Genomic DNA, 22,574 nt, shown 5'->3' with positions numbered 1-22,574 from the left:
AATGCTCACCGCATGACGACCAATGCCGACGACGACAACATCGAGATCATTAGCAGTCCCGACGCCGAGCAGGCGCGGGACGACGAGGACGAGCGCTCGATCACCGACCTGGTCGAGCAGCCGGCCAAGGTGATGCGGATTGGCACCATGATCAAGCAGCTGCTCGAGGAGGTGCGCGCCGCACCGCTGGACGAGGCGAGCCGCAGCCGGCTGCGGGAGATCCATGCCACGTCGATCCGCGAGCTCGAAGACGGCCTGGCTCCCGAACTCCGCGAGGAGCTGGAGCGCCTGGCGCTGCCGTTCTCCGAAGACAAGGTGCCTTCGGATGCCGAACTGCGCATCGCGCAAGCCCAGCTGGTGGGCTGGCTGGAAGGTCTGTTCCACGGCATCCAGACCGCGCTGTTCGCCCAGCAGATGGCTGCGCGCGCGCAGTTGGAACACATGCGCGGCCAGGGTGCGCTGCCGCCCGGCATGGGTCAGCCCGGTCCCATGCCCGGAGGGCCCGGTCATGGGACCGGGCAGTACCTGTAGCAAAGACGTCCGGTGACAGCCGATCCCTTCATCGAAACCCGCGACGCCTGGGTTGAGTTCCCCATCTTCGACGCGAAGACCCGCTCGCTGAAGAAGACGTTCCTCGGCAAGGCCGGCGGGGCGATCGGACGCAACACCGAGAACGTCGTCGTCATCGAGGCGCTGCGCGAGATCACGCTGACGCTGAAGATGGGCGACCGGGTCGGACTGGTCGGACACAACGGCGCAGGCAAGTCCACCCTGCTGCGGCTGCTGTCGGGAATCTACGAGCCCACCCGCGGCTCGGCCACCGTATGTGGCCGCGTCGCACCGGTTTTCGACCTCGGCGTCGGGATGGACCCGGAGATCTCCGGATACGAGAACATCATCATCCGCGGGTTGTTCCTCGGGCAGACCCGCAAGCAGATGGCCGCCAAGGTCGACGAGATCGCGGAGTTCACCGAACTCGGCGAGTACCTGTCGATGCCGCTGCGCACCTATTCGACGGGTATGCGCGTGCGACTGGCGATGGGCGTGGTCACCAGCATCGACCCGGAGATCCTGCTGCTCGACGAGGGCATCGGCGCGGTGGACGCCGACTTCCTGAAGAAGGCGCAGTCACGGCTGCAGAGCCTGGTCGAACGGTCCGGAATCCTGGTGTTCGCAAGCCATTCCAACGAGTTCCTGGCCCGGCTGTGCAAGACCGCGATGTGGATCGACCACGGCACCATCAAGATGACCGGCGGAATCGAGGACGTGGTGCGCGCCTACGAGGGCGAGGACGCCGCACGCCACGTGCGCGAGGTGCTCGAAGAGCACGAGAGCGATTGGTCCTCGGCATGACCGACATGGTCTGCGCCGTCGTCGTCACCCACCGCCGTCCCGACGATCTGGCCAAGTCCCTGGATGTGCTGACCACCCAGACCCGCATGGTGGACCACCTCATCGTCGTCGACAATGACGACGACGAGCGGGTCCGCGACCTGGTGGCGGGTCAGCCGGTGCCGACGACCTACCTCGGTTCACGCCGAAACCTCGGTGGCGCAGGCGGATTCGCGCTCGGCATGCTGCAGGCGCTGGCGTCGGGCGCGGACTGGCTGTGGCTGGCCGACGACGACGGGCGGCCCGCGGACGCCGCGGTGCTGGCCACCCTGCTAGCCTGCGCGCAGAAACACGGGCTGGCCGAGGTGTCGCCGATGGTGTGCGATCTGGACCATCCGGACCGGCTGGCGTTTCCGCTCCGGCGCGGCCTGGTGTGGCGCCGCCGCGCGGACGAACTGGGTACCGGAGATCTGCTGCCTGGGATCGCGTCGCTGTTCAACGGCGCGCTGTTCCGCGCGGACACCCTGGAGGCAGTTGGGGTGCCGGACGTCCGGTTGTTCATCCGCGGGGACGAGGTGGACGTGCACCGACGTCTAGTGTTGTCGGGGTTGCCGTTCGGTACCTGCCTGGATGCGGTCTACCTGCATCCGTACGGCACCGACGAATTCAAGCCGATTCTCGGGGGCCGCATGCACACCCAGTATCCCGACGACCCGGCCAAGCGCTTCTTCACCTACCGCAATCGCGGCTATCTTCAGGCCCAGCGCGGTATGCGCAAGCTGGTGCCGCAGGAGTGGCTGCGGTTCGGCTGGTTCTTCCTGGTGCAGCGCCACGATCCGGCGGGATTCGCCGAGTGGATTCGGTTGCGGCGCTTGGGCAGGCGAGAAAGGTTCTCGAGATGACGTTCACCGACGCCGCCGCCCAGTCGAGAACCTTCACCCGCGCCCGGGGTGACCTGATCGGCGGCTTCCGCAAGCGTGAGCTGTGGTTGCACCTGGGCTGGCAGGACATCAAGCAGAAGTACCGCCGGTCGGTGCTGGGGCCGTTCTGGATCACCATCGCCACCGCCACCACCGCCGTGGCGATGGGAGGTCTGTACTCCCAACTGTTTCACCTCAAGCTGTCCGAGCATCTGCCCTACGTGACGCTCGGGCTGATCATCTGGAACATGATCAACGCCTCGATCCTTGAGGGCGCCGACGTGTTCATCGCCAACGAGGGCCTGATCAAGCAGCTGCCCACTCCCCTGAGCGTGCATGTCTACCGGCTGGTGTGGCGGCAGATGATCCTGTTCGCGCACAACATCGTGATCTACGTCGTGATCGCGTTCATCTTTCCCAAACCATGGTCTCTGGCCGACCTCTCGGTGATTCCGGCGCTGATCCTGATCATGATGAACTGTGTTTGGGTGTCGTTCTGCTTCGGCATTCTGGCCACCCGCTACCGGGACATCGGGCCGCTGCTGTTCTCGATCGTGCAGCTCTTGTTCTTCATGACCCCGATCATCTGGAACGACGACACCCTCCGGCAGCAGGGCGCCGGCAAGTGGGCCAAGATCATCGAACTCAACCCGCTGCTGCACTACCTCGACATCCTGCGGGCACCCTTGCTCGGCGCGCATCAGGAACTGCGGCACTGGATCGTGGTGGTGGCGCTCACGGTGATCGGATGGCTGGTCGCGGCATTGGCGTTGCGTCAGTTCCGGGCTCGGGTTCCGTATTGGGTGTAGGTCTCGACCATTTTGTCGGAGGCCGGTGACATACTCGAACACATGTTCGATAGTGAGCTGGTTTCCGCTGATGACGCCGCAGTAGTGGCCGCCATTGAGGAGTGGGCGGCCAGTGAGGCGCAGGCGGCCGCCCGCCGGCTTGCGGCAATCGGTGAGCTGGTCCGTCGCCGTTGCAGCGACGACGAGCAGGCGCGCTGGGCCTGCGATTCCTGGGATGCGGCGGCCGCCGAGGTCTCGGCTGCGCTCGGCGTGACCCATGGCCGCGCCTCGGGTGAGATGCATCTGAGCCAGATACTGCGTCATCGCCTGCCGCGCGTTGCCGAGCTGTTCATGGCCGGGCGGCTGAGCTACCGGGTGTGCAGGGCCATCGCCTGGCGTACGGACCTGGTCGAGGACGACGAGGCGCTCGCCCTTATCGATGGTGCGCTGGCCGAGGCCGCGCTCGGTTGGGGTCCGCTGTCGGAGTACAAACTCGAGCAGGCCATCGATGTGTGGATCGACCGCTACGACCCGGGCGCACTGCGGCGGACGCGGACGAGCGCCCGCAGCCGCGACGTCAACGTCGGATCCCGGAACGACGAGACGGGTACCACGTCGATCTGGGGTCGGCTGTACTCCACGGATGCCGCAATGCTGGATCGCAGGCTCACCCAGATGGCACACGGTGTCTGCGAGGACGACCCCCGCTCCATCGCCCAGCGCCGGGCCGACGCGCTCGGCGCCCTGGCGGCCGGAGCGGACCGGCTGGCCTGCACGTGCGGATCGCCGAACTGCCCCGCGGCCGACGACGAGCGCGCGGCCGGCGTCGTCATCCATGTGCTGGCCGAGGCCGCCGCACTGGATGCCGAACCCGACCCGGCCATGTCTGGAGAGTCGGCTCCGCTGCCGCGCGTCACCAGGGACACGACGCTGGCCGAATTGTTGGCCCCCCGTCCGGAACCCGCGCCGGTCGCGGCCCCGTCCACCGCGGTCATCGCCGGCCGCGGGGGGATCGTCCCGCCGCCACTGCTGGCGGAGTTGATCCGGTCCGGGGCCAAGGTGCGCTACGTGCGACGCCCCAGCGACAAGCCGGAGCCGGGCTATCGGCCTTCCACGGCGTTGGACGAATTCGTCCGCCTGCGGGACTTGACGTGTCGGTTCCCGAATTGCGATGTCCCCGCCGAGTTCTGCGATGTCGACCACACGATTCCGTGGCCCTGGGGTCCGACGCACGCGTCGAACCTCACGTGCAAATGCCGAAAACACCACCTGCTCAAGACTTTCTGGGCCGGATGGTCCGATCGACAACTGCCCGACGGCACCCTCGTCTGGATTTCACCAGCCAGCAAGAAGTACGTGACCCATCCCGGCGGTCGGCTGCTCATCCCGCAGTGGAACACGACCACCGCTGACCTACCTCGTCCCACCGGCGACCCACCGCGAGCGACCGGTCTGATGATGCCGGCGCGGCGACGAACCCGGGCCGCGCAACGCGCCTACCGCATCAGATGCGAACGCGCGCTCAACGATGCCTACGTCGCGGAGCGAAACAGAGCGGCGCCGTTCTAGCTGGGATACGACCCGTGGTCGGGTTCCGGGCCGAATTGGAAATGCCGACCGGAGATCTCGTAGGGCGTGATGCGCACGAAGCGCAGCTTCTCGGTGGGCACCCAGGGCAACAGTTGTGCGCGCTCGGCGTCATGAATGTCGTCCGACGAGGTCAACATCTGGGCGGTGCCACGAATGATGACGCTCCAGCCTTCGGCGACGGTGTGATCGTCGGCCTCGAAGAGCACCTTGTCGTTCATGACCGTGCTGAACAGCTTGGTGCCTTCGGCGGTTCGGAACAGCACCGTGCCGTCCTGAGTGACGAAGTTGACCGGGAAGATCTCCAGCTGATCGCCGATATGCGTGACCAGCCGACCCAGCGAGACGCTGTTCAGCAGATTCCAGCTCTCTGCGTCGCCGAGTACCGTGATCGGGCCCTGTTCGTCTGCCATGGGCAGATTTTGCCCTGGCAAGCCAGAATGCGCATAGGGTCCAACGACCCTTCGCGTTATCTTCCGTTGCTGAGCAACACCGAGATCCGCAGGCACCTTCAACTTCGTGTAGTCGGTCAGCGTGGCCAACTCGGCCCGCAGGTTGCCCTGCGCCGCGCCCTCCCACTGTCCGCGGGCCCGCTCGGTGCGGAATACCCCCTGCCCCTCGAGCAGACCCACCAGCACCTGCAGGCGTCCCTTCCGGAAGACCTCGTCGGGGATGTGCGCATACTCCGCGCGGATGTCGGCGGTGTTGAGCACGTACCGCTCCCGAGGCACGGCCAGCGACGCCAGATCCGCGTCGGAGAGGACCTCCCCGTTGTGGTCGCCTGGCGCGGGATCGTGGGTGATGGTCATCCGCACCAGTCGCGCCACCTCGTCGATCAGCTGTGGCTCCAGGTCCAGCTCGGACAGATCCTCCTCGGCTCGGCGGGCGCTGCGCTCCTCGTCATCGGGCAGGCCCGCATATACCGAGTCGTGGTACCACGCGGCGAGCCGCACGGCATCGGCGTCGTCGGCATAACCAGCAAGTTCCTCGGCGTGGGCCAGGATGTCGCGCAGGTGGCCGACGCCGTGATAACGCCGGTGCGGTTCGGACCAGGAGGCCAGCAGCTCGCGGCCCACCGCTGCCACGCCCGGGTTCGCGGTGTGCCGGGCCAGTAGCGCCGCCCATGTCTCGAGCAGATCCTGCACACCACCATGGTGCACATCCCAGCGGGGTAGAGCGAAGCGACACGGAAAGAAACTAAGCTTCCCGGGTGTCCGAGATAGCCCCGCCGACACTCCTGAGCCTCAAGGCGCAGGTGGTGCGGTTCGTCGTCACCGGTGGGTTGTCGGCCATCGTCGACTTCGGGCTCTACGTGCTGCTGCTGCGTCTCGGATTCCGCGACGCCGTCATCCTCGGTGTCCCGGGGGTCAACGTCGCCAAGACCATCAGCTTCATCGCAGGCACCATGACCGCCTACCTGATCAATCGGCGCTGGACGTTCCAGGCGACGGCCAGCAGGGCCCGCTTCATCGCGGTGATCGTCCTCTACGCGACGACCTACGGCGTTCAGATCGGCATCAACTACCTTTGCTATCTGAAGTTCCAGGGCCAGCCCTGGGGCGTGCCGGTGGCCTTCGTGATCGCACAGGGCACCGCGACCGTGATCAACTTCATCGTCCAGCGGGTCTGGATTTTCCGGCTGCGCTGACCGCAGGGCCCCGCACGGTACCCTCGTCACGATGTCCGCAACCACGACAACCCGACGTCTGACCGGCTGGGGGCGTACCGCGCCCACCGTTGCCGAGGTGTTGTCGACGCCGGATCCCGAGGAGATCGTCAAGGCCGTGGCGCGCGCCGCCGACGGCAGCCACCGCGGCGTGATCCCCCGCGGTCTCGGCCGCTCCTACGGCGACAACGCACAGAACGGCGGCGGCCTGGTCATCGACATGACGGCGCTGGACCGCATCCACTCCATCGACGCGGAGAGCCGGATCGTCGACGTGGACGCCGGAGTGAACCTCGACCAGCTGATGAAGGCCGCACTGCCGTTCGGGTTGTGGGTTCCCGTGCTGCCCGGCACCCGGCAGGTCACGGTCGGCGGCGCCATCGGCTGCGACATCCACGGCAAGAACCACCACAGCGCCGGCAGCTTCGGCAACCACGTGCGGTCCATGGAGCTACTCACCGCCGACGGCAACGTCCGCACCATCACCCCGGACGGCGAGAACGCCGACCTGTTCTGGGCGACCGTGGGCGGCAACGGACTGACCGGCATCATCCTGCGCGTCTCCATCGAGATGACGCCCACCGAGACGGCCTACTTCATCGCCGACGGCGATGTCACCGACGGCCTCGAAGAGACCATCGCCTTCCACAGCGACGGCAGCGAAGCCAACTACACCTACTCCAGCGCCTGGTTCGACGCGATCAGCGCTCCCCCGAAACTGGGCCGCGCCGCGATCTCCCGCGGCTCACTGGCCCACCTGGACCAGCTGCCCGAGAAGCTTCAGAGGAACCCGCTGAAATTCGACGCGCCGCAACTACTTACGCTGCCCGACATCTTCCCCAACGGGCTGGCCAACAAGTACACCTTCGGCCCGATCGGCGAACTGTGGTACCGCAAATCGGGCACCTACCGCGGCAAGATACAGAACCTGACGCAGTTCTACCACCCGCTGGACATGTTCGGAGAGTGGAACCGGGCCTACGGACCGGCCGGCTTCCTGCAGTACCAGTTCGTGGTGCCGACCGAGGCGGTCGAGGAGTTCAAGGCGATCATCGTCGACATCCGGCGTTCGGGGCACTACTCGTTCCTCAACGTGTTCAAACTGTTCGGCCCCGGTAACCAGGCGCCGCTGAGCTTCCCGATACCGGGCTGGAACGTCTGCGTGGACTTCCCGATCAAGGGCGGACTCAACGAGTTAGTCACCGAGTTGGACCGCCGCGTACTGGAGTTCGGCGGACGGCTCTACACGGCCAAGGACTCCCGCACCGCCGCGGAGACCTTCCACGCCATGTATCCGCGCATCGACGAGTGGATTGCGGTGCGCCGCAAGGTGGATCCCGACGGGGTGTTCATGTCCGATATGGCCCGACGCTTGGAGCTCTCCTAAATGGTCTTCGACGCCACCGGCAACCCGCAAACCATCCTGCTGCTCGGTGGGACCTCCGAGATCGGCCTGGCCATCTGCGAGCGCTACCTACGCAACGCCAAGGCCCGGATCATCCTGGCCGACCTGCCGAACGCGCCCAAGCGCGAGGCCGCTATCGCACAGCTGGAAGCCGCCGGCGCCAAGTCGGTCGGATATCTCGATTTCGACGCTCTCGACACCGCGAGCCATCCCGCCGTCATCGAATCTGCCTGGGCGGGAGGCGACGTCGATGTGGCAATCGTGGCATTCGGCGTCCTCGGTGACGCCGAGGAACTGTGGCAGAACCAGGCCAAGGCAGTGCTGTCCGCCCAGATCAACTACACCGCAGCGGTTTCGGTGGGGGTACTCATCGGCGAGAAGATGCGCGCCCAGGGCTTCGGGCAGATCATCGCCATGAGCTCGGTCGCCGGTGAACGGGTGCGCCGGTCCAACTTCGTCTACGGCTCGACCAAAGCCGGCCTGGACGGCTTCTACCTCGGACTCGGAGAAGCGTTGCGCGAGTATGGGGTTCACGTCCTGGTGATCCGGCCCGGGCAGGTGCGCACCACCACCACCCTGGAGCACTGGAAGGCCACCGGCGCCAAAGAAGCGCCGTTCACGGTCGACAAGGAAGAGGTAGCCGAGCTTGCGGTGGCATCCGCGGCGAAGGGCAAGGACCTCGTCTGGGCGCCCGGACAGGTGCGCGTGCTGATGTCGGTGCTGCGGCACATTCCGCGGCCGATTTTCCGCAAGTTGCCGTTCTAGGCGCCCGCGTGCGCAAAGCTGTGGCCACCGTCGGCCAGATGATCGCGGCAGTCGCTGTGACCGTCGCGGTTTCAGTGGTCTCGCTGATCGCGATCTCGAGCGTGGAGTGGCCCGCGTTCCCGTCGTCGAATCAGTTGCACGCGTTGACCACAGTCGGACAGGTCACCTGCCTGCTCGCGCTGCTGGCCGTGGGCTTCCTGTGGCGGCGCGGCTACCAGTGGCCGGCGCGAATCGGCGCCGCGGTGTTCCTCTCGGCGTTCGCGGTGGTGACCCTCGGCATGCCGTTGGGCGCGACCAGGCTCTACCTCTTCGGCATCTCGGTCGACCAGCAGTTCCGCACCGAGTACCTCACCCGGCTCACCCACAGCCCGGCCCTGCACGACATGACCTATGCGGGATTGCCGCCCTTCTACCCACCGGGCTGGTTCTGGATCGGCGGGCGTGCCGCCGCACTGACCGGCACCCCGGCTTGGGAGATGTTCAAACCTTGGGCCATCACCTCCATCGCGGTCGCCGTGGTACTTGCGATGGTGCTGTGGTCGACGCTGATCCGCTTCGAGTACGCACTGATCGTCACGACCGCCACCGCAGCGGTGACGCTGGCCTACAGCTCCCCGGAGCCGTACGCCGCGATGATCACCGTGCTGATCCCCCCGGTGCTCGTGCTGGCCTGGTCGGGGCTCAGGGGTAAGACCCGAAACGGCGGCTGGGCGGCTGTCGTCGGAGTCGGCGTCTTCCTCGGCGTCGCCGCCACTTTCTACACGCTGCTGCTGGCCTACACCACGTTCACCGTCGCCCTGATGGCCGCGCTGGTCGCGATCGCCCGCCGCAGTGTCGAACCGCTGCTGAGGCTGGTCGTCATCGGCGCGCTGACCGCCGCGATCGGCGCCATAACCTGGCTGCCGTTCCTGCTGCACGCCGCCCGTTCCCCGATGAGCGACACCGGCAGCGCGCAGCACTACCTGCCCGCCGACGGCGCAGTGCTGACCTTCCCGATGCTGCCGTTCTCGCTGCTGGGCTCGCTGTGCATGCTCGGCACGCTGTGGCTGGTGTGGCGGGCACGCAGCTCGGTGCGCGCGGCGGCGCTGGGCATCGGCGTGCTGTCGCTGTACGCCTGGTCGCTGCTGTCGATGCTGACCACGCTGGTCGGCACGACGCTGCTGTCGTTTCGGCTTCAGCCCACCCTGACGGTGCTGCTGTCGGCGGCGGGCGCGTTCGGCTTCATCGAGATGGGCCTGGCGCTGGCCGCCCGCTCCAACCGCGGGGCCATCGGAGTGACGGCCGCGATCGGTCTCATCGGTGCCATCGGCTTCAGCCAGGACATCCCCGACGTTCTGCGGCCCGACCTGACCGTGGCCTACACCGACACCGACGGCAACGGCCAGCGCGGCGACCGCAGGCCGCCCGGTGCCGAGAAGTACTACCCCGAGATCGACGCGGCGATCCGTCGGGTCACCGGCAGGCCCCGGGATGCGACCGTCGTGATGACCGCCGACTACAGCTTCCTGTCCTACTACCCCTACTACGGCTTCCAGGGCCTGACGTCGCACTACGCCAACCCGCTGGCCGAGTTCGACAAGCGCGCCGCGGCCATCGAATCCTGGTCCGCCCTGAAGAACTCCGACCAACTGGTCAAGGCGCTCGACGCACTGCCCTGGCGGCCCCCGACGGTGTTCCTGATGCGCCGCGGCGCCAACGACACCTACACCCTGCGGCTGGCCACCGACGTCTACCCCAACCAGCCCAACGTGCGGCGCTACACCGTCGAGCTTGACGCCGGTCTGTTCTCCGGTCCGCACTTCACCGTCAAGACCATCGGACCGTTCATCCTGGCCATCAGGAATCCATAACGATGGTCCCCTCGAGCGGCCAATTACCATCTACCTCCGTGACCGAGACGCGGGCGAATCATCGAACCGCCCGTCTCGTCGCCGTCGTCGCTGGCCTGCTGGGCGCGGCGCTGGCGATCCTGACGCCGTTGCTGCCGGTCAAGCAGGCCACCGCGCAGCTGAACTGGCCGCAAAACGGTGTGCTCGACAGCGTCACCGCTCCGCTCATCAGCTACGTCGCCACCGATCTGAAGATCAGCATCCCCTGTGCCGCCGCGGAAGGACTCGAGCGCACCGGCCGCACAGTCCTGCTCTCCACCGTTCCCAAGCAGGCACCCAAGGCCGTCGACCGCGGCTTGCTGATCCAGCGCGCCAACGACGACCTGGTGGTCGTTGTGCGCAACACTCCCGTCGTCGTGGCGCCGCTGTCCCAGGTGCTCAGCCCGGCCTGCCAGAAGCTGACGTTCACCGCCCACGCCGACAAGGTGACCGCCGAGTTCGTCGGACTGACTAAGGGATCCGACCGCGACGACCCGGGCGCAGCGCTGAAGGGCGACCGCGGCGGCTACGACTTCCGGCCGCAGATCGTCGGCGTGTTCACCGACCTGTCCGGCCCGGCACCCCCCGGCCTGAGCTTCTCGGCCACCATCGACACCCGCTACAGCAGCGCTCCGACCGCACTGAAACTGGCGGCGATGGTGCTCGGCGTGGCACTGACGATTGTGGCGCTGATCGCCCTGCACATCCTGGACACCGCCGACGGCATGCGCCATCGGCGGGTCCTGCCGCCGCGCTGGTGGTCGGTGACCGTCCTGGACGGGATCGTCGTCGCGGTCCTGGTGTGGTGGCACTTCGTCGGCGCCAACACCTCCGACGACGGCTACCTCCTGACCATGGCCCGGGTGTCCGAGCACGCCGGCTACATGGCCAACTACTACCGCTGGTTCGGCACCCCGGAGGCACCCTTCGGCTGGTACTACGACCTGCTCGCGATGTGGGCGCACGTATCGACGGCCAGCATCTGGATGCGCCTGCCCACACTGGTGATGGCACTGGCCTGCTGGTGGATCATCAGCCGCGAGGTCATCCCGCGGCTGGGCCACGCCGTCAAGACCACGCCCGCCGCGGCGTGGACGGCCGCCGGGATGTTCCTGGCGTTCTGGCTGCCGCTCAACAACGGCCTGCGCCCCGAACCCATCATCGCCATCGGCATCCTGCTGACCTGGATCTGCGTCGAGCGCGGGGTGGCCACCAGCCGGCTGCTGCCGGTCGCCTTCGCCTGCATCGTGGGCGCGCTGACGCTGTTCTCCGGCCCGACCGGCATCGCCTCCATCGGCGCGCTGCTGGTGGCAATCGGACCGCTGCGCACGATCCTGCACCGCCGATCCCGACCGTTCGGCCTGCTGCCGCTGCTCGCGCCGATCCTGGCCGCCGCGACCGTGACGATCATCTTGATCTTCCGCGACCAGACCCTGGTCGGTGAGATCCAGGCGAACATGCTCAAGTCCGCCGTCGGCCCGAGCCTGAGCTGGTTCGACGAGCACCTCCGCTACGAGCGCCTGTTCATGGCCAGCCCGGACGGGTCGGTGGCGCGGCGCTTCGCGGTGCTGGCCCTGCTGGTCGCACTGGCGATGTCGGTGGCGATGATGCTGCGCCGCGGCCACATCCCGGGCACCGCGGGCGGCCCGAGCCGGCGCATCATCGGGATCACGATCATCTCGTTCCTGGCGATGATGTTCACGCCGACCAAGTGGACACACCACTTCGGGGTGTTCGCCGGTCTGGCCGGCTCGCTCGGGGCACTGGCCGCCGTCGCGGTCACCGCCCACGTGCTGCGTTCCCGACGCAACCGGGCCGTGTTCGCCGCCGCCGTGCTGTTCGTGACGGCGCTGTCGTTCGCCAGTGTCAACGGTTGGTGGTACGTCTCCAACTTCGGCGTGCCGTGGTCGAACCAGTTCCCCGAGTGGCACTTCGGGTTCACCACCGTCCTGCTCGGACTGACCGTCCTGACGCTGCTGCTGGCCACCTGGTTCCATTTCTCCGGTCGCGACGACGGCGAGAGCGGCACGCGGCGGTGGTGGTCGGCCGCGGTCGGCTCCCCGCTGGCCATCGTGGCCTGGCTGCTCGTCGTCTTCGAAGTGCTGTCGCTGACGCTGGGGATGACCGAGCAGTGGCCGGCATGGTCGGTGGGACGGTCGAATCTGCAGGCGCTGACCGGCAAGACGTGCGGGCTTGCCGACGACGTGCTGGTCGAACTCGACCCGAACGCCGGGATGCTCAGCCCGATCGGGGTGCCCGGCGGTGACGCGCTGGGTGCGACGACCGCAGAAGGCTTCTCCGCCAACGGAATTCCCGCCGACGTCTCAGCCGATCCGGTGCTGGAGCCACCCGGCGGCGGCAGCCTCGCCGACAACAACGACGGCACGGTCACCAGCAGTGAGGCCGGAACCGAGGGCGGCACCACCGCCGACGCCGGCATCAACGGATCGAAGGCCCGGCTGCCCTACGGCCTCGACCCGGCCCGGACCCCGGTCATGGGCAGCTGGCGTTCGGGCATTCAGCAGCCCGCCATGCTGCGCTCGGCCTGGTACCGGCTGCCGTCGGACTGGGCGTCCTCGCCGCTCCTGGTGGTCTCGGCCGCCGGCCGGTTCGACCAGGACGAGGTCCAAATCCAGTGGGCCACCGACCAGCAGGCCGCCGCGAACAAGCCGGGCGGGGCTCTCGGATTCGCCGACATCGGCGCGGCACCGGCCTGGCGCAACCTGCGGGCGCCGCTGGCCGCGATCCCGCGTAACGCCACCCAGATCCGGCTCGTCGCCTCCGACGACGACCTGTCTCCGCAGCACTGGATCGCCATCACCCCGCCACGCATCCCGAACCTGCGGACGCTGCAGGACGTGGTGGGCTCCAAAGACCCGGTCCTGCTCGACTGGCTCGTCGGCCTGGCCTTCCCGTGCCAGCGGCCGTTCGGCCACCAGAACGGTGTCATCGAACCGCCGAAGTGGCGCATCCTGCCGGACCGGTTCGGGGCCGAGGCCAATTCGCCGGTGATGGACAACGTCGGAGGCGGCCCACTGGGCATCAGCGAGCTGCTCTACCGATCCGTCACGGTGCCCACCTATCTCAAGGACGACTGGTTCCGCGACTGGGGTGCACTGCAGCGGCTCAACCCCTTCTATCCCAACGCCCAGCCCGCGCGGCTGGATCCGGGCACCGCCACCCGCAACGGCTTGTGGAGCCCGGCCCCCCTGCGCCCGACGTAGCATTCCCGTCTCAAATCGACGCACGTCCGCAGGCCTTCCGAGCGTCCACAACCGCTTGGCCTACGATCGACCCTCGTGCCCAGCGACAGCGCCGCCACCCCACGGATCGCGCGGATCGTCGCCGTTGTCGCAGGAATCCTGGGTGTGCTGCTGTGCGGATTGACTCCGCTTCTGCCGGTCACCCAGACCACCGCGGCGATCCAGTGGCCGCAGGCGCCGGGCCCGGACGGCAACGTCAGCGACATCACCGCGCCGCTGGTCTCCGGGGCACCGCAGTCGCTCGACGTCTCCATCCCCTGCCCGGCGATCGCGTCGCTGCCCGCCGACGGCGGCCTGGTGTTCTCCACCATTCCGCCTGCCGGTATCGACGCCAGCCGTAACGGCCTGTTCGTCCGGGCCAACGCCGACACCGTGGTGGTGGCGTTCCGTGATTCGGTGGCCGCCGTCGCACCGCGCGCCGCGATCCGCACGCCCGCGTGCAGCACACTGCACATGTGGGCCGCCCCCGGCGGTGTGGGCGCGGACTTCGTCGGCGTCCCGGGCGCGACGGGCACGCTGTCCCCGGAGAAGAAGCCTCAGGTCGCCGGGATCTTCACCGACCTGAAAGTGCCCGCGCAGCCGGGCTTGTCGGCCCGCATCGTCGTCGACACCCGGTTCATCACCGGCCCGACCCCGGTCAAGCTCGGCGTGATGGCACTCGGCATCGCCTGTGTGGTGGCCTCGATCGTCGCGCTGGGCGCGCTGGACAACCGGTCGGGCCGGAAGCCGGCCCGGGCGTGGCGACGCCGGTGGCGCGTCGGATGGTCGACGTGGCTGGCCGACATCGGCGTCGTCGGAATTCTGTTGCTGTGGCACCTGATCGGCGCGATCTCCTCCGACGACGGCTACAACCTCACCATCGCACGGGTGTCCGGTGAGGCCGGCTACACCGCCAACTACTTCCGGTTCTTCGGGGCCACCGAGGCTCCGTTCGACTGGTACCAATCGGTGCTTGCGCAGCTCGCGTCGGTCAGCACCGCCGGGGTGTGGATGCGGCTGCCCGCCACCGCCGCCGGCATCGGCACCTGGCTGATCCTCAGTCGTTGCGTGCTACCGCGGCTGGGCCGGCGCCTCGCGCTCAACCGGATCGCGGTGTGGACGGCCGGCGCGGTGTTCCTGGCGGCCTGGCTACCGTTCAACAACGGCCTTCGCCCCGAGCCGCTGATCGCCTTCGGCGCGCTGGCGGCCTGGATCCTGGTGGAGAACGCGATCGCCACCCGGCGGCTCGTCCCGGCGGCCCTCGCCGTCGTCGTCGCGGTGTTCTCCGTGACGCTGGCCCCCCAGGGCCTGATCGCCACCGCCCCGATCCTGGTCGGTGCGCGCGGCGTCGCCCGGGTCATCCAGAGCCGGCGCCCCATCGACGCTCTGCTGGCACCGCTGGCCGCACTGGCCGCCGCACTGTCGGTCATCTTCGTCGTCGTGTTCCGCGACCAGACGCTGGCCAACGTCGCCGAGTCCGCCCGGATCAAGTACGTCGTCGGACCCACGATCGCCTGGTACCAGGACTTCCTGCGGTACTACTTCCTCACGGTCGAAGACAACGTGGAGAGTTCGCTGACCCGCCGCTTCGCCGTTCTGGTGATGCTGCTGTGCCTGTTCGGCCTGTTGACCGTGCTACTGCGGCGTGGCAGCGTGCCCGGCGTCGCGAACGGGCCGACGTGGCGGCTCGTCGGCAGCACCGCGATCGGCCTGCTGCTGCTGACGTTCACCCCCACCAAGTGGGCGGTGCAGTTCGGCGCGTTCGCCGGCCTGGCCGGTGCACTTGGCGGGGTGACGGCGTTCGCGTTCGCGCGGGTCGGACTGCACAGCCGGCGCAACCTCACGCTGTGGGTCACCGCCCTGCTGTTCGTCCTGGCCTGGGCGACCTCGGGGATCAACGGCTGGTTCTACGTCGGCAACTACGGCGTGCCGTGGTTCGACCGGCAGCCGGTCGTCGCCCACCAGCCGGTGACGTCGATGTTCCTCGGCCTGGCCGTGGTGACCGGCCTGCTGGCCGGGTGGTTGCACTTCCGGATGGACTACGCCGCCGGGCACACCGAGGTCAAGAACACCCGGCGCAACCGGGCGCTGGCCTCCACACCACTGCTGGTGGTCGCACTGATCATGGTGCTGCTCGAAGTCGGCTCGATGACCAAGGCCTTCGTGCAGCGCTACCCGGTCTACACCACCGCCAAGGCCAACATCTTCGCGCTGAGTTCGGGCCTGTCGGAGACCAGTTGCGCGATGGCCGACGACGTCCTGGTCGAGCCGGACACCAATGCCGGTATGCTGCAACCGGTTCCGGGTCAGAAGTGGGGCCAGTACGGCCCGCTGGGCGGGGAGAACCCAATCGGCTTCACCCCCAACGGAATCAGCGACACCCTCGAGCCGGCGGAGCCGTTCGTCGCCAACCCCGGCATCGTCAACTCCGACGGCTCGCCCAACAAGCCCAACGCGGGCATCGCTTTTGCGGCGGGTACCGGCGGCGGCTACGGACCGGAAGGAGTCAACGGATCCCGGGTGTTCCTGCCGTTCGGCCTGGACCCGAAGACCACACCGGTGATGGGCAGCTACAAGGAGAACACCGTCGCGGCCAAAGCCACCTCCGCGTGGTACCGGCTACCGCCCCGCACCCCGGACCGGCCCCTGGTCACCGTCGCCGCGGCAGGCGCGATCTGGTTCTACGACGAGGAGCGCCAGTTCAACTACGGGCAGTCCCTCAAGCTGCAGTGGGGCGTACACCGCCCGGACGGCAGCTTCCAGGCGCTCGGCTCGGTGCAGCCGATCGACGTCATCGCCCAAAAGGCGTGGCGGAACCTGCGTTTCCCGCTCGCCTGGGCGCCGCCGGACGCCAACGTCGCGCGCATCGTCGCCGACGACCCCAACCTCAGCGATGACCAGTGGTTCGGTTTCACCCCGCCGCGGGTACCGGTGCTGCAGACCGCGAGTGAGTTCCTCGGCTCGCAGACACCGATCCTGATGGACATCGCCACCGCTGCGAACTTCCCTTGCCAGCGGCCGTTCGCCGAACACCTCGGTGTCGCCGAACTGCCGCAGTACCGGATTCTGCCCAACCTCAAGCAGGTGGTGGTGTCGTCGAACATGTGGCAGTCCGCCCGCGCCGGCGGCCCGTTCCTGTTCATCCAGGCCCTGCTGACGACGGCGACGATCCCGACCTACCTGCGCAATGACTGGTATCGAGACTGGGGCGCCCTCGAGCGCTACATCCGGCTGGTGCCCGCCGATCAGGCACCCAACGCCGTCATCGATCAGGGCGCGGTGAAGGTGTTCGGCTGGAACCGCAACGGACCGATCAGGGCACTGCCATGACACAGACTCTCGCGGCCAACGCCCGCGACGCAGCCCACGACGTCAAGATCACCCGATGGGTGGCGACGATCGCTGGCCTGCTCGGCTTCGTGCTGTCGGTGCTGACTCCGCTGCTGCCCGTGGTGCAGACCACCGCGACACTGAACTGGCCGCAGGACGGACAGTTCAGCAATGTCACCGCACCGCTGATCTCCCAGGCACCGGTGTCGCTCACCGCGACGGTGCCGTGCGACGTGATCGCCTCGATGCCGCCGCAGGGCGGGCTGGTGCTGGGCCTCGCGCCGAAGAAAGGCAAAGAGGCGACGCTGAATTCGCTGTTCGTCAACGTCACCGCCCAGCGCGTCGACATCACCGACCGCAACGTGGTGATCGCGAGCGTGCCGCGGTCCAGGGTTGCCTCCCCGCAGTGTCAGCGCATCGAGATCAGCTCGACCACGGCGGGCACCTACGCGACCTTCGTCGGGCTTTCCGGCGGGCAGGAGCGAAGCGACTCAGGGAGCGATTCGGCTCCCACCACGGGCAAGGAGCAGCGCACCGGCTTCCCCGACCCGAACCTGCGCCCGGCCGTTGTCGGGGTGTTCACCGACCTCACCGGGCCGGCCCCGCCCGGCCTGACCTTCTCGGCCACCATCGACACCCGATTCTCCACCCGGCCAACAGCTTTGAAGCTGGTTGCGATGTTGCTGGCGATGGCCGCGACCGCCGTCGCGCTCGGTGCGCTGTGGCGGCTGGACCGCCTCGACGGCCGGCGTATGCACACGTTGATCCCGCAGCGCTGGCGCACCTTCACCACGGTCGACGTCACCGTCGTCACCGGATTCCTGGTCTGGCACGTCATCGGGGCCAACTCCTCCGACGACGGCTACATCCTCGGCATGGCCCGCGTCGCCGATCACGCCGGCTACATGTCGAACTACTTCCGCTGGTTCGGCAGCCCCGAGGATCCGTTCGGCTGGTTCTACAACGTGCTGGCCCTGATGACCCATGTCAGCGACGCCAGTATTTGGATGCGGCTGCCAGACCTGTTCTGCGCCTTGCTGTGCTGGCTGCTGCTGTCCCGCGAGGTGCTGCCCCGCCTCGGTCCCGCCGTCAAGTCGAGTCGGCCCGCTCTGTGGGCCGCCGGGCTGGTCCTGATGGCGGCGTGGATGCCGTTCAACAACGGCCTGCGACCCGAAGGCCAGATCGCCACCGGCGCACTGATCACCTACGTGCTGATCGAGCGGGCGATCATCTCCGGCCGGCTCACGCCGGCCGCGCTGGCCATCATCAGCGCCGCGTTCACCCTCGGCATCCAGCCCACCGGCCTGATCGCCGTCGCCGCGCTGATCGCCGGTGGCCGCCCCATCCTTCGCATCCTGGTGCGCCGCCGCGCAATCGTGGGCACCTGGCCACTCGTACTGCCGCTGCTGGCCGCCGGAACCGTGGTGCTGACGGTCGTCTTCGCCGACCAGACGCTGGCAACGGTGTTGGAAGCCACCAGGATTCGCACGGACATCGGACCCAGCCAGGCCTGGTACACGGAGAACCTGCGCTACTACTACCTGATCCTGCCGACGGTCGACGGCTCGCTGTCGCGGCGGTTCGGCTTCCTGATCACCGCGCTGTCGCTGTTCGTCTCGATGTTCATCATGTTGCGCCGCAAGCGGGTTCCCGGCGTGGCCCGCGGACCGGCTTGGCGGCTGATGGGTGTCATTTTCGCGACGATGTTCTTTCTGATGTTCACCCCGACCAAGTGGGTGCACCACTTCGGGTTGTTCGCCGCGGTGGGCGCGGCCACGGCGGCGCTTGCCACCGTGCTGATCTCGCCGAAAGTGCTGCGCTGGTCGCGCAATCGGATGACGGTCGTCACCGCGGTGCTGTTCGTCGTGTCGCTGTGCTTCGCCACCACCAACGGCTGGTGGTACGTCTCCAGTTACGGCGTGCCGTTCAACAACGCGATGCCGCGCATCGGCGGAATCACCGTCAGCACGATCTTCTTCTTCCTGTTCGTGGTCTCGGCACTGTACACCGTGTGGCTGCACTTCAACTCACGCGAGCACCGGGAAGGTCGCATCACGGGTGCGGTCACCGCCGCACCGATCCCGCTGGCGGCCGGTTTCATGGTGCTGGTGTTCGTCGGCTCGATGGTCGCGGGCATCGTGCGCCAGTACCCGACGTACTCCAACGCGTGGGCCAACCTGCGATCGTTCTCCGGTGGCTGCGGACTGGCCGACGACGTGCTCGTCGAACCCGACCCCAATGCCGGTTTCCTGACCCCGTTGCCCGGCGACTACGGCCCCCTCGGCCCGCTCGGGGGCGCCAAACCCATCGGCTTCACACCCAGCGGTGTGCCGGAACACATTGTGGCCGAATCGATTCGGATGACCAACCCACAACCGGGTACCGACTACGACTGGGATCAGCCGATCAAGCTGGACGCCCCCGGCGTGAACGGCTCGACCGTGCCCCTGCCCTACGGCCTGGATCCGGCGCGGGTCGCGCTCGCCGGCAGCTACCTCGTCGGCCCGCAGCAGGAGGCCACGCTCAACTCGGCCTGGTACGCCCTGCCGCCCAACGACAGCGGCCATCCGCTGGTGGTGGTCACCGCCGCCGGCACGATCGCCGGCCGCAGCGTGCTCAACGGCTTCACCGACGGGCAGACCGTCGATCTGGAGTACGGCAAGCCTGGCCCCGACGGCGCCCCGGTGCCGGCCGGCCGGGTCAGCCCGTATGACCTGGGCCCGGCGCCGTCGTGGCGCAACCTGCGGTTCGCGCGCTCGGAGATCCCCGCCGACGCCACCACGGTGCGGATCGTTGCCAAGGACCGGTCGTTGTCCCGGGGTGACTGGATCGCGGTGACCCCGCCGCGGGTGCCCGAGCTGCGCTCGGTGCAGGAGTACGTCGGCTCCACCCAGCCGGTGCTGATGGACTGGGCGGTGGGTCTGGCCTTCCCGTGCCAGCAGCCGATGCTGCACGCCAACGGCGTCACCGAGGTGCCCAAGTTCCGCATCACGCCGGACTACACGGCCAAGAAGCAGGACACCGACACCTGGGAGGACGGCCGCAACGGCGGCCTGCTCGGGATCAGCGACCTGCTGCTGCGCCAGAACGTGATGGCCACCTACCTGTCGCACGACTGGGGCCGGGACTGGGGCTCGCTGCGCAGGTTCGACACGATCGTCGACGCCCAGCCGGCACAGCTGGAGCTGGGCACCGCCACCCGCAGCGGGTTGTGGAAGCCGGGACCGATCCGGATCCAGCCGTGATCGGCGGGTTTCGCGTTGATCTTGTGATCGGCGCGGAACAATCCGAGGCATGGCGAAGGACGCGGCAATCATTGACCCCTTGATGCATGGCCTGCGGTCGAAGGGTCTGAAGAAGGGATCGGTGTCCCGCATTCTTCCGCGGCGAGACGCTGCCGAAGGAACGTACCTGACCGTCCGCTAACGGCAATGGGGCATCCTAGGGGCGATCGTAGACGACCCGGCTGCCCACCGCGATGTCCTCTGCACCGACCGCCGCTGCCGGTCGACAGCAACCCACAGCAACCCGATCGGAACCAGAACGCAGGCGATCGCCCGCACGACAGCCACACTCAGCCGCAGTTGCTGAGCATCGCGGCCCACCACCCGGACACCCAGCAGGACCGCACCCACCGTGCGGCCTGACAGGGTCCAGCACCCGGTCAGGTAGAGCACCGACACCGCGATCGTCACTGCGGTGGAGAAGATCACGTTCGGCGCCGGGAAGCGAAAGGACGTCGGGTTGACCATCAGCGTGCTCAGCGCCAGCCCCAGATAGAGCAGACCCATCGTCACGACGACGACCAGCATGTCGACAAGCGCGCCCAGGCCTCGCGACACGATGCCGGCGTTGGTCACTCTGGGTCCTGCGGCCGCGGGGTGCGGCCCAGCATTCGGTCGACGAAACCGGAGACGACATCGTCGGCCCTGGCGGTCTGGGTGCGCACGTCGGTCATCACCTCGGCGGTGACGGTGCCCGTCGACTCCCGGATGATCGCGGGAAGGTCGACACCGTCGATGACCACCTCGGCCAGGCCGATCAGGTCGATGCGCGCGATGCCCGCCCTGGTCGCCTCGACGCGGGTAGACCGCAGCCACCCGCCGATCAGCGGCAGTTGCTCCCAGGGCATCCCCGGCATCGTGGTCAGATCACAAGAGTTGAACTGGCTCGTCGGCTCAGTTCATGTTCCAGGGTTCGCCGTAGGTGGTGACGGAGTCACCGGCCTTGGAGATCAGCCGGGCGAAGGGGCGCAGCAGCACACCGCCGGCCGCACCGGTGACGGTGCCGTGGGCGTTGGCCACCGCCACCGAGCCGTTGGGGCCCGAAACGTCGACGGAGAAGGTGGCGACCTCCTGGATACCGGGGCCATTGCCCAGATCCGCGCTGATCGACACACCCGGGAACAGGTTCGGGGTGATGACCGAGCCCAGCGGATTGAAGTTGCCCGGGGAGATGCTGGCGTCGTCGAGCAGGATGTTGGGGGTGGTGTAGCTGAAGTTGATGCCCACACCCAGCGACCACGGGAAGCCGACCTGGTAGCCCAGCTCCAGGGTGCCGGCGAAGTCATCGGCACCCGGGCCGACCACGCTGTAGACGGCCTTGCCGGAATGGAACCACTCGCGGGTCAGCCGGTTGCGGTCCAAGGGGAACACACCGTCGAGGAAGGTGTCCCACTGCTGGACCGTCATCGTGCGGCCACCGCCGTCGACCAGACTCAGCTGATTGTCCAAACCTGCGTGCGAGGTACCTGCCCCGGCGAACAACGCCGCGACGGCGGCGACCAACGCCACCAGCACTCGACCGATGACCTTCATGCTCCCCCTAGCTTCTCGACGGTGAACTCGCGGATCACCGAGCGGCGCCTCGGCAGCCTACAGGGTGAACCTGAGTTGTGATCAGGAGTCGGCCGGCGCGGGGCTAGTCCGGGTAGTCCATCGGCACGCCGAGGGTGTTGAGCCACATCGCCAGCGCGTCATACTGGCCGACCAGCATGACGAACTCCATCAACTGGCGACGGTCCAGATAGCCGGCCAGCCGCTGCCAGGTCTCGTCCGACATCGCCCGGGTGGTCAGCAACTCGTCGACTCCGGTCAGCATGGCCTGATGCCGGGCCGAGAGCCGGTCGGCCGCCGGCCAGGCGAACACCGCAGCCTGGGTCTGAAGATCCACGCCGCGCTGAAGCGCGATCCGCCGGTGCTGCTGCAATTCGTACTCGGAGTTGCGCACGCGTCCCACCCGCAGGATCACCACTTCGGTGTCGCGGCCGGGCAGGCGCCCGCGCCGCAGTAGCACCCAGCCGAAGGGCGCCCAGGTCCAAAACATCCGCCGGTGCTGGGCGAACACCGTGAAGAGGTGCATCTCCGGCACGCCCGCGATCCGCGAGGCCAGCTTGCAGAACAACCAGCCGATCAGACCGAGTTCGCGACGGCCCCCCGGTGGAATCCTGGGCGGAACCACCGCGGGAATCGGTTCGGGCGGGTTCGCCGGTAGGGATTCCGAGGACGTCATGGTCCGCCTTTCGCCGTGGCACGACGACGTGCCGTCCCGGCCGCCATTACACATCACCGAGAGGGTTCGCCCGCAAACCAGTCGCACAGTTCGCTCACAGCGACGGCCGGGCCGGCGAATGATGGTCCTGACGTCAGCGTCAGCTACGCTTGCGACAACT

At 67.9% G+C, this 22,574-nt stretch carries 17 protein-coding genes; 12 read left to right on the top strand and 5 right to left on the bottom strand.

Translation table 11 applies throughout. The features are described from left to right. Positions 1–12: 12 nt before the first annotated feature. The 5 genes from K9U37_RS04730 to K9U37_RS04710 are packed head-to-tail and all read left to right on the top strand — an operon-like array spanning position 13 to position 4,609. Positions 13–531 (top strand): bacterial proteasome activator family protein, encoded by a 519-nt coding sequence (locus tag K9U37_RS04730; RefSeq protein WP_243070731.1) that lies wholly within the window; start codon positions 13–15, stop codon positions 529–531. Positions 532–543: 12 nt separating this feature from the next. Then, the gene (gene wzt, locus K9U37_RS04725) at positions 544–1,353 is read left to right on the top strand and encodes a galactan export ABC transporter ATP-binding subunit Wzt/RfbE (protein WP_243070730.1); all 810 of its coding nucleotides are present in this window, start codon (positions 544–546) and stop codon (positions 1,351–1,353) included. Further along, positions 1,350–2,234 carry a galactofuranosyltransferase GlfT1 gene (gene glfT1, locus K9U37_RS04720; protein WP_243070729.1) on the top strand — a complete coding sequence of 295 codons (885 nt, stop codon included), beginning with the start codon at positions 1,350–1,352 and terminating at the stop codon, positions 2,232–2,234. Before wzt ends, glfT1 begins: the two co-directional genes overlap by 4 nt. Further along, a complete protein-coding gene (gene wzm / locus K9U37_RS04715; protein WP_243070728.1) occupies positions 2,231–3,061 on the top strand; it encodes a galactan export ABC transporter permease subunit Wzm/RfbD in 831 nt (276 codons plus the stop codon). Before glfT1 ends, wzm begins: the two co-directional genes overlap by 4 nt. 42 nt (positions 3,062–3,103) lie before the next feature. After that, positions 3,104–4,609, top strand: a complete 1,506-nt coding sequence (locus tag K9U37_RS04710; protein ID WP_243070727.1) for an HNH endonuclease signature motif containing protein — start codon at positions 3,104–3,106, stop codon at positions 4,607–4,609. Here K9U37_RS04710 and K9U37_RS04705 read toward each other — a convergent pair. After that, the gene (locus K9U37_RS04705) at positions 4,606–5,040 is read right to left on the bottom strand and encodes a pyridoxamine 5'-phosphate oxidase family protein (RefSeq protein WP_243073229.1); all 435 of its coding nucleotides are present in this window, start codon (positions 5,038–5,040) and stop codon (positions 4,606–4,608) included. The two genes, K9U37_RS04710 and K9U37_RS04705, sit on opposite strands and share 4 nt — an antisense overlap. Before the next feature lie 797 nt (positions 5,041–5,837). Between K9U37_RS04705 and K9U37_RS04700 the strand changes: the two genes are divergently transcribed. From K9U37_RS04700 to K9U37_RS04670, 7 genes are all read left to right on the top strand, one after another. Further along, entirely contained in the window at positions 5,838–6,275 is a 438-nt protein-coding gene (locus K9U37_RS04700; protein WP_372489389.1) for a GtrA family protein, read from the top strand. Positions 6,276–6,306: 31 nt separating this feature from the next. Then, positions 6,307–7,680, top strand: a complete 1,374-nt coding sequence (dprE1, locus tag K9U37_RS04695) for a decaprenylphosphoryl-beta-D-ribose oxidase (RefSeq protein ID WP_243070726.1) — start codon at positions 6,307–6,309, stop codon at positions 7,678–7,680. Further along, positions 7,681–8,463, top strand: a complete 783-nt coding sequence (gene dprE2 / locus K9U37_RS04690) for a decaprenylphospho-beta-D-erythro-pentofuranosid-2-ulose 2-reductase (RefSeq protein WP_243070725.1) — start codon at positions 7,681–7,683, stop codon at positions 8,461–8,463. A gap of 38 nt (positions 8,464–8,501) precedes the next feature. Next, a complete protein-coding gene (locus K9U37_RS04685) occupies positions 8,502–10,313 on the top strand; it encodes a galactan 5-O-arabinofuranosyltransferase (protein ID WP_243073227.1) in 1,812 nt (603 codons plus the stop codon). A gap of 2 nt (positions 10,314–10,315) precedes the next feature. Further along, on the top strand, positions 10,316–13,555 hold the full coding sequence (locus tag K9U37_RS04680) for an arabinosyltransferase domain-containing protein (RefSeq protein WP_243070724.1): 3,240 nt from the start codon (positions 10,316–10,318) through the stop codon (positions 13,553–13,555). A gap of 75 nt (positions 13,556–13,630) precedes the next feature. Further along, the gene (locus tag K9U37_RS04675) at positions 13,631–16,903 is read left to right on the top strand and encodes an arabinosyltransferase domain-containing protein (RefSeq protein ID WP_243070723.1); all 3,273 of its coding nucleotides are present in this window, start codon (positions 13,631–13,633) and stop codon (positions 16,901–16,903) included. Next, positions 16,900–20,148, top strand: a complete 3,249-nt coding sequence (locus K9U37_RS04670; RefSeq protein WP_243070722.1) for an arabinosyltransferase domain-containing protein — start codon at positions 16,900–16,902, stop codon at positions 20,146–20,148. The genes K9U37_RS04675 and K9U37_RS04670 overlap by 4 nt, the downstream gene beginning before the upstream one ends. A 177-nt stretch (positions 20,149–20,325) precedes the next feature. On the opposite strand, the gene K9U37_RS04665 is transcribed toward K9U37_RS04670, so the two are convergent. From K9U37_RS04665 to K9U37_RS04650, 4 genes are all read right to left on the bottom strand, one after another. Beyond that, positions 20,326–20,763 carry an RDD family protein gene (locus K9U37_RS04665; protein WP_308197334.1) on the bottom strand — a complete coding sequence of 146 codons (438 nt, stop codon included), beginning with the start codon at positions 20,761–20,763 and terminating at the stop codon, positions 20,326–20,328. After that, complete coding sequence (locus tag K9U37_RS04660; protein ID WP_243070721.1) at positions 20,760–21,035, bottom strand: hypothetical protein; 276 nt, start codon at positions 21,033–21,035, stop codon at positions 20,760–20,762. Before K9U37_RS04660 ends, K9U37_RS04665 begins: the two co-directional genes overlap by 4 nt. A 46-nt stretch (positions 21,036–21,081) precedes the next feature. Continuing rightward, positions 21,082–21,720 carry a porin MspA gene (gene mspA / locus K9U37_RS04655; protein ID WP_243070720.1) on the bottom strand — a complete coding sequence of 213 codons (639 nt, stop codon included), beginning with the start codon at positions 21,718–21,720 and terminating at the stop codon, positions 21,082–21,084. A 103-nt stretch (positions 21,721–21,823) separates the two neighbouring features. Then, positions 21,824–22,414, bottom strand: coding sequence for a carboxymuconolactone decarboxylase family protein (locus K9U37_RS04650; RefSeq protein WP_252393933.1), 591 nt, complete (start codon positions 22,412–22,414; stop codon positions 21,824–21,826). Positions 22,415–22,574: the final 160 nt, after the last annotated feature.

The sequence above is a fragment of the Candidatus Mycolicibacterium alkanivorans genome, from assembly GCF_022760805.1.
GTDB lineage: Bacteria > Actinomycetota > Actinomycetes > Mycobacteriales > Mycobacteriaceae > Mycobacterium > Mycobacterium alkanivorans.
The sequence above is the reverse complement of the archived record's forward strand: the minus strand, read 5'-3'. Positions and strand labels throughout refer to the sequence as shown.